Here is a 10849-nt window from a genome sequence, read left to right on the forward strand (position 1 = left end):
CCTACGCCGCTGAAGGCAAACATCTTTCCATCATTTACATTGCAATTGGGTAAACAAACAAAATTTGAATACGCAGATTTTAAGGGAATCACAGTAAGAAAAATAAAGACAGCCAAAAAATACAAAGCTCTACTATTAAACGCTACACTATGGTTATTCATCCTCCACCTCTTAGACAAGTTTTGATAAGGACTAACTCTTATCTGAGCAGTTTTATAGCAGATATTTTCTTTTATTGCAAGATGGGCATTAAGATATGTATCTAAATAAATTTAGGCGAATCTATACTAGTTACACTTCATGAGTAGTATTACCATAAGCTTTTAAACAGTTTAGGGATTTGCAACTTTATAGTCGCGGATAAAGCTGTCTAGTAGGGGTGCTAGAGAAGCTTCCACGCTTTTATGAAGATCCTCCGGTAGTGCGCCGCCGGTTGTTAGGACTGACCATGTGGGCGATACTGCGCTAAGGCTGTTATTTCTAGCTAATATAACAATCTGATATACATCGAGTGAAGTAGTGTATATGTAAATAGGTCCTGGCTGCTTAACAGTATTGATGTTGAGAACGAGCCTAGGTTGTCCCGGCAGGGTATTTACCTCTTGGTTTGTTATAACTTTTACGCCGGCCTTTTTTATTTTTTGGGTGATAATTTTTTCAAGTTTCTTTACATCCAGCCCATCGGCTGCAGCATCTGCATCAACATTTTCTACCCGAACTCCTATACCCTTTTGATTTAGGCCTTGAAGTGTAGCAAGCTCAGCCGGGCTTGCTTGTGAAAAACTATTATTTGGTATTGCTAAAACAGCACTTATGAAAAGTAACACTGGTATTACGAATAATCTATTCATCTTAAAACCTCCGAACTATAAATTTGTTCATGGATAAAATCAGTTGCTGAGCTTATCTGAGATTTGTGAAGATTATGTTAAGGAACAGATCTAGTAATCTTTTTCCCTTTGCAGTGCGGGCTCCGGAAGGATAGTGTTAATAGGTGTTTGTGCCCCATTTTTTGCTTTGCTGTGGGAGATAGAGAGAAAGCCTGTATACAAGAAGCCAAACTGAATAAGGAGCAAAAATGGTATCCAGCCATAATATCCCTTGTAGATTGCGAAAATAGTTTGTAGAAGAAACAAAACGCCTAGCGTGATCTCTACAACGGCAGTGATTTCCTTTGAAGAAACATAGCTTTTACGGCTGCGCCAATTATCATTTTTTGAAGTCACCGCGAACTTTGGTGTACGTCTAAACTCTGATTTGCGGCCCATGAAAGCCTCGATTACCGCCTTACTATTATTAACTGCAATCCCGGCGCCGACAGAGATCGCAACAGGCACATATTTTAGATAGCTAAGCCAGTTTCCGCCGTGCGTCTCTTTCACTGTGAGAGCATAGAAAAATGCGAAACTAAGCGTACCAGCTGAAATTGCAAAGAGATTAAATAGCACTAAATTATGCCAAGCTACAGACTGCCAGAAATAGCCCATTGGGAACATTAGCAAAAGAAGAATTAGAAGAAGTATGTAGGAAATATTTCCAAAGAGGTGAAAAAATGCCTCTGATTTAACTTTAAACGGCAGCTCCTTATTCTTAAATATTTTAGGCAGGATTTTAAATGCTGTTTGAACGCCGCCTTTTGCCCAGCGGTGCTGCTGTGATTTAAATGCATTCATATCAACAGGTAGTTCCGCATCAGCTGTCGTATCCCTTAGGTAAACCAATTTCCACCCGCAGAGCTGGGCTCTATAGCTAAGATCAAGGTCTTCGGTGAGCGTGTCATGCTGCCAGCCGCCTGAGGTTTCTATACATTCTTTTCTTATTACTCCGGCTGTGCCGTTAAAGTTAAAGAACCTTCCGTTATTAAAACGCGCGGTCTGCTCAATCATAAAGTGTCCGTCTAATAAAATTGATTGAGACTTAGTTAGAGTTGAATAGTCCTGGTTTACATGACCCCATCTGACCTGAACCATTCCTACCTCTTTGTCATAGAAGTAATCAACCGTTTTTTTCAGAAAGTCTTTAGGAGGCATAAAATCGGCATCAAATATAGCGACAAGCTCTCCCTTTGCGGACTTTAGCCCCTCTCTAAGAGCACCCGCTTTATAACCCTCACGATTTTCTCTATGAAGACACTTAATATCAAATCCTTTTTGCTTAAATTGCTCAACACAGCTTTTGGCAATCTGCGTGGTTTCATCAGTAGAATCATCTAATACCTGTATTTCGAGTAAGTCTTTGGGATAATCAATATTGCAGACAGTTGAAATCAATCTTTCCACAACATACATCTCATTATATATGGGAAGTTGAATTGTAACCCTTGGGAGCTTATCAAACTTACCTTTTGGTGAAGGAACTATGTTTTTATTTCTGCTGTATAAATAAGAGAGGTAATATCGGTGTATGCCGAAAGTACATAGAAGCAAAAGGGCCAATCCATAGACCACAGTTGTAGCGATTTTAGAAATTAAAATAACGTATTCCAATTCTTTTTCCTGTTGTTACTTAATACTGCTTAAAACTTGGTTTCTTTTAACCTTTCAACTGCTTGGATTATTCTATCAGTGCTAAATGTAGTCGACACTCTAGCATACCCTTCTCCATAGTCTCCAAAACCATTTCCCGGTGTAACAACGATTCCTGATTCTGTGAGCAGTCTAGAAGAAAACTCAGCTGATGTAAGCCCCTCGGGCACCTCAAACCAAACATAAAAAGTAGCCTTTGGCATATGGTACTTCAGTCCAGCCTCATCTAATCCTTTACAGAATAGATCACGGCGATCTTGAAATATTTTAATTCTGTCGGAAAGACCTTGCTTGTAGTTTTGAAGCGCTACTATGCCCGCGTGCTGTACAGCTTGAAATGCTCCAGAATCTATATTTGTCTTGATTTTTCCAATCCCAGCAATTGCCTTTGCATTACCCACGGCAAATGCAATTCTCCAACCCGTCATGTTAAAGGTCTTGGATAAGGAATGAAATTCTATGCCCACATCTTTAGCCCCGTCAGTCTGAAGGAAGCTAAGCGGGCTGTATCCGTCATAGGCAATTTCGGTGTATGCAGCGTCATGGCAAATCAAAATATTATTCTTAGCTGCAAAATCAACTAATTCTTCATAAAAACCTTCTTCGGCTATTGCTGTTGTAGGATTGTTAGGATAATTCAAAAAGAATAGCTGAGACCTTTTTAAAATATCTTCAGGTATTGCGCCCAAATCCGGAAGAAAATCATTTTCTTTATACAGGGGAACAGCATAGGGTGTTCCGCCGGCAAAACTTATAGAGGTTGGATAAACAGGGTATCCAGGATCTGTATACAATCCCACATCGCCCGGATCAATAAATGCCATTGGAGCATGAGCTATGCCTTCTTTTGAGCCAATTAGCGCAACGACTTCAGTATCAGGGTCAATATCCACATCAAACCTTTCTTTGTACCACTCAGCCACTGCAACCCTAAAAGAGCGCATGCCCTGATATGATGGATATCTATGATTCTCGGGATCCCTTGCTCCCTCATTAAGAGCCTCAATAATAAAATCTGGTGTGGGCAGATCAGGGTCACCAACTCCAAGATCTACTACATCTACCCCTTTATTGATTAGCTCATTTTTTTTAGCGTCAATTTCCGCAAACAGATAAGGTGGTAGCTCTGCAATACGGCTCGCCCATTTAACATCCATGTTTAGTTCTCCTTCTAATTGTTCTTTTTGGAAAGTTTTATGATAACCAACCTACCCAACTAGAGCAAGAAGTCCTTTACCCTGATTTAACTGTTAAATTTTATAACATATTATGATGCATATACCTACTAATAGTTGCATATCACGCATCTATTTTTTCATATGACTCACTAATCCTATCGTATGTAATCTGTGAGAGCTCTTTTCTTGTCATTTTAGAGTTTACTTCTATTTCCTCTAAAGCTTCTACATCCACATCTATATTATTAACTGTCAAAAGTCTAAAAAAATGTGCAAAGAAAGAAAGATCCTCGCAAAAAAATACCAAGTCTTTGTTTTTCCTCGTAATAGGCTCGCCATTTAATTTTCTATAGTTTAGGCAAATTGGGAGCACATTCGTTTGGGTATTAATTGCCGACTTTAAAAATGGAGCTTTAAAAGCTAATAGACCTTCACCATCTGAGGTCGTGGCTTCAGGGAATAAAACTGTGGGAATAGCCATTTCAAGAACTTCTGATATGTTTTTCATATCTGAAAGAAGTTTTGAACGGTTTCTTCTCTCAACAAAGATCCCTCCAGCATAGGCTGTGATCGCTCCCAGGGGGAATTCTTCTTTCAGCTCAGAATTTGCAATAAAGACGGCCGGAAGAGCCGAGTAAATTACAAATATGTCGACGTATGACAGGTGATTTGAAACTATCATATAGTTATGCTCTGAATTAATGTATTTATCCCAGTTAATTTTATTTACCCTGATTCCTAATATGATTAGAGTGATTTTGGCACAAAAAGATGTGATTTTAGAAAAAGTAATCAATTTTTTCTTTCTGTCTCTTACTATTAGATCAGCTATCGTAGAGATTATAAAAAATAGGGTTACCAGCAAAAAGAACCCTGCGCCTTTTAATATTTTCTTTATGAGATTCATTGTGATTCCGCTCAATTATAATTAATTGAAATCCGTTAGATTATATAAGTCTGATATAATTTATTCAAATCAAGATGTGTTACCTAGACCTGATGAGCAAGCTAAACGACATAATAAAGACTGAAATCACAAAGAAGGGCAAGATAACTTTTGCAGATTTCATGCAACTTGCTTTATATCATCCTGAATATGGCTATTACTCTTCGGGCAAGAACGAAATAGGAAAAGAAGGGGATTTCTATACGAGCCCTTATGTTCACAAAGCATTTGGGCGTGTGATCGGCAATTTTGTAATTAAGAGCCTTGAATATATAGATGAGAAGAAATTATCAGTACTAGAAGTTGGAGCCGGAAAAGGATTTTTGGCGCTGGACGTCTTAGACCGTATTAAAGAACATGACGACAATTTATATGACCGGCTTAACTATTATATCGTTGAAAGAAATGACACCTCAAAAAGTAATGCTCTCAAGATACTCGGTGAGCATATAAATAAAATTAACTGGTTATCGGATTTATCTGATATCAACAATTCAGAGATAGCAGGAGTAGTTATCTCAAACGAGCTTTTTGACGCTCTTTCATTCCACAGGTTAAAAATTGTTAATAGCGAGCTTGTTGAGATATATGTATCTCTAGACAATGAAGAGTATATTGAAGTTATAGATATGCCCGGGCACAAAGAATTAGCTCATTATGCACAGCAAACTAATCTTGATTTTATTGAGGGACAGGAGTTTGAAATTAATCTTGAGGCTGAGAACATGCTATTGCAGATTGAGAATAAATTGGCCCAAGGTTTTGTCTTAACTATTGATTACGGTTTTCTACAAAATGAACTTTATAGCCCTGACAGAAAAAGAGGAACATATAAATGTCTTCATAAACACCAAATAAATGAGGCTCCATATTTGAACATAGGCGAGCAGGACATCACAGCACATGTGGATTTTAGCAATTTAATAAGAGCCGGCAATAAACTAGGGCTTAATAAAATCATCTATACAACCCAGGGGCAATTTCTTGTCGACTGGGGAATTTTAGAATTCATAGAAAGCAACACTAACCAAAAAGAGATACAAGCTGTTAAAAATTTATTTTTGCCTGAACTTATGGGAGATAAATTCAAAGTTCTTCTTCAAGAAAAAAACATTGCAGATTCAAAAGCTTTCTACCCCCAATCCCCCCTTAAAATAAGCTTTAAAGTGCTATAGCAATAAAATCACACACCATAACTACCCCAAGCATGAACAAGTGATTCACCAGATAGAGTTTAGCCCTTTTACATATAGCTTGACATCACTTGATCACATGATATTATTAGGACTGACCAGTTAGTCCTAATAATTGTTACAAGCAATATGAGAACCAGCAAACAAAAAGTTGTCGATAGCGCGCTAGAACTGTTTCACAAGAAGGGATATCAGAATACTTCGGTAGACGATATTATAAAAAAAAGCAAAATAACAAAAAGCAATCTTTACTATCACTTCTCATCAAAAGAGGAACTGGGATTAATTGTTTTAGAAATAAGAAGACAAGAACATGAAAAGAATTTTCTAAGCATACTAAAGGATGACACAACCCTGCCCAATGAAAGACTTAAAAAATATTTCCAAGAAATTTTCAAAATCCAAAAATCTCAGAAATTCAGATATGGCTTACCCCTTGGCAATTTAGCAAACGAGATGTGCGATGTGAACGAAAAATTCAGAAATAGACTTTCTATCTATATCTCTCAAACTGAAAAGGCAATTGAACTTTGTATAAAAGAGGGAATTAAAGCCGGCGTATACAAAAAGGATATATCACCAAAAGAATTAGCTCGCATGATCTTATCCCTAATAGAAGGAGGGATATTAGTAACAAAAACCAGCCGATCAGGACTTACTTTTAGATCTAGCACCAAAGCACTTTTAAAGCTACTAGAGAGAAAGCAATAATAAGAGACTCAGTATAGAAAGTTCTATATAATTCTTTATACTAGTCCTAAATCATATTACCGGAATGTATATTATATGAGCACAAACCAAGTATACGAACAGGACACAATAGCAGCCATAGCCACAGCACAGGGTCCAGGCGGCATAGCAGTAATTAGAGTCAGTGGACAAGACTGTACTAGCATTATCCAAAGAATTTTCACTAGGAATAGCGAAATGATTAATCCTTCTGAAATGCAATCTCACCACATGTACCACGGGCAAATTGTAGATAAGTCATCTAAAACGGTTATCGATGAGGTGCTATGCGTAGTTATGAGGTCTCCAAGCTCATATACGGGCGAGAATATGGCCGAAATCCACTCACATGGGGGCTATTTAGCGCCAAAGAAGATACTAGATCTAATTTATAAAAGCGGCGCAAGAGCGGCAAAACCCGGCGAATTCACACTTAGAGCCTATCTCAACGGCAAAATGGACCTCGCTCAGGCTGAAGCAGTAACAGATGTCATCAACGCCCAGACTCAAGAAGGCTTAAAACAGGCGGAAATGCAGCTAGAAGGGGCGCTTTCAAAGAGAATTGATGAATATAAAGACATAATTGCAGATATCTTGGCCGAGATTGAAGCGCAAGTTGATTTTCCTGAAGAGGACATTGATTCTATTGTCAAAGATAGACTTGAAAAGCAGTCTCAGGGGTTAATAGACAAAATCAACCATCTCATTAACACATACGAGCATGGCAGAATTCTAAAAGACGGAGTAAATACAGCAATTATTGGAAAACCCAATGTCGGAAAGTCCAGCCTACTAAACCAGATGATTATGAAAGAAAGGGCCATTGTAAGCCCAATTCCAGGCACAACAAGGGATTTCATTGAGGAAAGCGTTGATATAGGCGGAATAGCCCTAAAACTAACCGACACTGCTGGCATAAGGACTAGCAGCGACGAGATAGAGAATATAGGGGTTGGACTTGCAAAGAAAAAAGCAGAGCAAGCAGAGCTCATCATAGCCGTCATAGACTCTAGCAGCGAATTAGACGGTAACGACAAAGAGATATTAGACCATATTAAGGATAAAAAAGCGGTTTTAGTACTAAACAAAGCAGATATTGCTACCAAAACAACAAATGAGGATACTAAAACCTACATAGATAAGGTAAGAACCGTGGAAACATCAGCCAAGCTCGGCACTGGTATTAACGAATTAAAAGCGACCATCAAGACAGTTTTATCGATAACTTCCGAGAATTCTGAGGCAAGTGAAATTGTATTGACCGAACTACGCCACAAAACAGCTCTAGAAAGATCCTGCAGCAGCCTTAAATCTTTCCTTGCTGCCCTAAAAGACAATTCGTCTCCCGAATTCCTAGCGCTTGATGCAAGAATAGCCTTAGAGTCTTTAGGGGAGATCACAGGAGAAGTTACAACCGAGGATATACTTGGCAGAATATTCAACAAGTTTTGTATTGGAAAGTAGTCTGTTCCGAGTGTTTCACGTGAAACATTTTAAAATGTGGATAGATTTCCACACAATTGTTAAGAATATGTTAATTGACATTATTCAATGATATAAAGCACTTAGGATATTTAAGTTGATTTGTATTAATTTTTTGTCCACAATTCTTCCACTTTATAAAAATTTCTATGTGATTACGGGGGTTTGTAAAAACAATGCTTAATTATTATGCACGAAAGCAGTTATGTCGATTGAGATATGAATAAATTATGTATAAATACTGTGGGATTATAACCAGTTTAATTTTTCCAATACTTCATTTTTTAGACTAATAAAGAGCTTATGATTAACTTCATAGTCTCTGCTGTTGATTCTCGATACAGCTCTGCAGCCATTAAGTGAATTAGTAATAAATACAAAATCAGCTTTATCCAAATGATCTACTCCGAATTCACCCTCTAGTACTTTGGTTCCAGATCTCCTAGCCAAATCTATGACCATACCTCTTGTAGTTCCGCAAAGGGCACCGGTTTGTTTTGAAGGTGTATATAGGGCGTTATTTGCATACCAGAAGATATTACTCGCACTACATTCTACTATTTCCTCTCTTTCATTCAAAAACAAGGCCTCATCATAATCAACATCCAAAGCATGTCTTCTTGCCAAGATGTTATTTTGGTAATTCATCGACTTTATACCGGTCAATCCAGAATTTGAAATCATCTTGAAATTATTAGTTATTACTCGCAAAGGGTTGTCATAATATAAATATTGTTTAATAATTACTAGCACTTGGGAGTTTCTAGCAAATTCAGGAAACGAAGATTCACCGCAAGATAAAAGACAAATTTTAATATATGCATCCTCTATATTGGAGTCAGTTACAGCTTTAGTTACTAGCTGTGACACATGCTCGGGTTCAGGAAAAGGGATTGTTAAGCGATTAGCGCCATGTTCCATGCGATCTAAATGCTTTTGAAATAAAATTGGCAGCTCTTTTTTATATCTGAAAGTCTCAAACACACCCTCGCCATAAAACAATGTACGAATCGGAAAACCATCATCTACTTGTTCACCTTCAATATATATGTAATCTTTCATATTCGAGACTAGTAACACTAATTTGGAGTTGATTTAAATATGAATTCCCATTGACCTACTGACTGCTTTTGATTTAAGAACTGTTTCTTCATATTCCTTTTGAGGATCTGAATCCCAAACAATACCTCCACCAGCGAAATAAGTTGCCTTGCCATTTTGTATCAGCATGATTCTAATTCCCACACTTAATGTAAAATTCCCATTCGGATAAAATATTCCTATAGCTCCGCAATAAGGACCTCTTCTATGAGGCTCTAATTCATCTATAACTTCTAATGTTCTTCTCTTGGGTGCTCCAGTTACTGATCCTGGTGGAAAAACTGAGCTAACTATCTGAGATGCTTTAATATTTTCATCCACTTTGGATTCAACTTCTGACACCATTTGGTGGAGAGTTGAATAGGTTTGTAGCTCAAAAAGTGTATTTACCTTCACACTGCCGGGCAATGATAATCTGCCTAAATCATTGCGCATTAAATCAACTATCATGAGATTTTCAGCTCTCTCTTTCTCGCTGCTGATTAATTTTGCCTTTAGGATCGTATCAATTTCATCTGTATTGCCTCGTTTGGTTGTACCTTTAATGGGCTTAGTTAGTAATTTGTTACCTCTTTTCTCCAAGAATAGCTCCATTGAGCCGCTTAAAAGTTGAAATCGGCCAAAATCAAGATAACAACCATATGGCACTGGCTGGGTTAAATAGAATTTAGAGAAATATTCAAATGGTTCAAGCCTTAGTCTGCTTACCATCCTCTGGGATAGATTGACCTGATATATATCCCCACTTTGTATATAGCTCTTCCCTTTATTAATCATATCTGTATATTCATATTTAGTCATATTGCTACACATGTGCACGGGGCCATCTGCGGGAAGGTTGTCTTTATATTCTTCTTTGTTTACAGGGACTTGCATTCTATTTGCAAATTCTTCAAACTCTTTAATCTTAGGCTTGTTTTGTTTATAAAACAAAAAATTTAGTGCCGGAAATATGTCTCCTTCTTTTTCAGATATAGGTTCAAAACCTTCCATTGTGAATTTAGAATAGTCATATCCAATATAGCCCACTGCAGTATAGCCTTGTTCTATGTATTGATCTAAGAGATCCAGAGGCAAGGTATCGATGACATCAACGCCGTTTTTAGAGATTGTTTTTGATTCTGAGCCGTCAAACTCCAAAGACAGCTCAGGCTCGTCGAATGCAACATAAGCTGGAGAGCTATTTTTATTTGAAAACCATCCATCTCCAGAATCTACTAGTAGGCAAGTATAATTATTTTTGATACCCATTTAGGAGAAAAGCTTAACTTTATTTGGGATATTTACAAGAACAGATATAAACGAGATTAAACTTACAGATAAGCATTGGAAATAGCCGGCTAAGTCTTTGATTTTATGGATAACCAATATAAATCATTGATTATTTAATCTTGAGATTTGCTCTCGACTTCAACGGACTCTCTTAGTATTACTGAGATATCCTTGATCTCGATATTTTCATTTCCTGCCTGTTTGGCCGCGTCCTCAAACATCGTATCGCAGAAATAACATGCAACCGCAACACTATCTGGATTTTTAGATTCGACCTCTTCAAATCTATTCCAGTTTACCCTTGGAGCGTCTTCTTCCATCCAGATTTTACCACCACCGGCGCCGCAGCAAAAACTCCTCTCTTTCTTTCTATCAAGCTCAATAAGCTTAAGTCCCGGTATTGATTTGAGCACCTTTCTAGGA

General features: G+C 37.6%; 11 protein-coding genes. 4 read left to right on the forward strand and 7 right to left on the reverse strand.

The window, feature by feature from the left end; genetic code table 11:
* On the forward strand, positions 1-186 hold a 186-nt coding region (locus AAF462_05655; GenBank protein MEM7008606.1), incomplete at its 5' end, for a hypothetical protein.
* Positions 187-332: 146 nt separating this feature from the next.
* Here the strand turns inward: AAF462_05655 and AAF462_05660 are convergent.
* From AAF462_05660 to AAF462_05675, 4 genes are all read right to left on the reverse strand, one after another.
* Entirely contained in the window at positions 333-851 is a 519-nt protein-coding gene (locus AAF462_05660; GenBank protein ID MEM7008607.1) for a hypothetical protein, read from the reverse strand.
* Between the two features lie 90 nt (positions 852-941).
* Positions 942-2486 carry a cellulose synthase family protein gene (locus tag AAF462_05665; protein MEM7008608.1) on the reverse strand — a complete coding sequence of 515 codons (1545 nt, stop codon included), beginning with the start codon at positions 2484-2486 and terminating at the stop codon, positions 942-944.
* A 29-nt stretch (positions 2487-2515) separates the two neighbouring features.
* A complete protein-coding gene (locus tag AAF462_05670; GenBank protein ID MEM7008609.1) occupies positions 2516-3682 on the reverse strand; it encodes an LL-diaminopimelate aminotransferase in 1167 nt (388 codons plus the stop codon).
* Positions 3683-3824: 142 nt separating this feature from the next.
* Positions 3825-4610, reverse strand: a complete 786-nt coding sequence (locus tag AAF462_05675; GenBank protein MEM7008610.1) for a 1-acyl-sn-glycerol-3-phosphate acyltransferase — start codon at positions 4608-4610, stop codon at positions 3825-3827.
* Positions 4611-4702: 92 nt separating this feature from the next.
* Here AAF462_05675 and AAF462_05680 point away from each other — a divergent pair, with 92 nt between their 5' ends.
* The 3 genes from AAF462_05680 (at position 4703) to mnmE (ending at position 8035) form a co-directional block, all read left to right on the forward strand.
* Positions 4703-5824, forward strand: coding sequence for an SAM-dependent methyltransferase (locus tag AAF462_05680; GenBank protein MEM7008611.1), 1122 nt, complete (start codon positions 4703-4705; stop codon positions 5822-5824).
* 147 nt (positions 5825-5971) lie between these two features.
* On the forward strand, positions 5972-6553 hold the full coding sequence (locus tag AAF462_05685) for a TetR/AcrR family transcriptional regulator (protein MEM7008612.1): 582 nt from the start codon (positions 5972-5974) through the stop codon (positions 6551-6553).
* A 75-nt stretch (positions 6554-6628) separates the two neighbouring features.
* On the forward strand, positions 6629-8035 hold the full coding sequence (gene mnmE / locus AAF462_05690; protein MEM7008613.1) for a tRNA uridine-5-carboxymethylaminomethyl(34) synthesis GTPase MnmE: 1407 nt from the start codon (positions 6629-6631) through the stop codon (positions 8033-8035).
* Between the two features lie 267 nt (positions 8036-8302).
* Here the strand turns inward: mnmE and AAF462_05695 are convergent, their stop codons facing one another.
* The 3 genes from AAF462_05695 to AAF462_05705 all read right to left on the reverse strand — a co-directional run.
* Positions 8303-9115: an aminotransferase class IV gene (locus AAF462_05695; GenBank protein ID MEM7008614.1), complete on the reverse strand. Its 813-nt coding sequence runs from the start codon at positions 9113-9115 to the stop codon at positions 8303-8305.
* Between the two features lie 33 nt (positions 9116-9148).
* Positions 9149-10405, reverse strand: a complete 1257-nt coding sequence (gene pabB / locus AAF462_05700) for an aminodeoxychorismate synthase component I (protein MEM7008615.1) — start codon at positions 10403-10405, stop codon at positions 9149-9151.
* Positions 10406-10539: 134 nt separating this feature from the next.
* Positions 10540-10849 (reverse strand): heterodisulfide reductase-related iron-sulfur binding cluster (locus AAF462_05705; GenBank protein MEM7008616.1); only part of this gene is annotated, 310 nt, incomplete at its 5' end.

Source organism: Thermodesulfobacteriota bacterium (genome assembly GCA_039028315.1).
GTDB lineage: Bacteria > Desulfobacterota_D > UBA1144 > Nemesobacterales > UBA2774 > CR02bin9.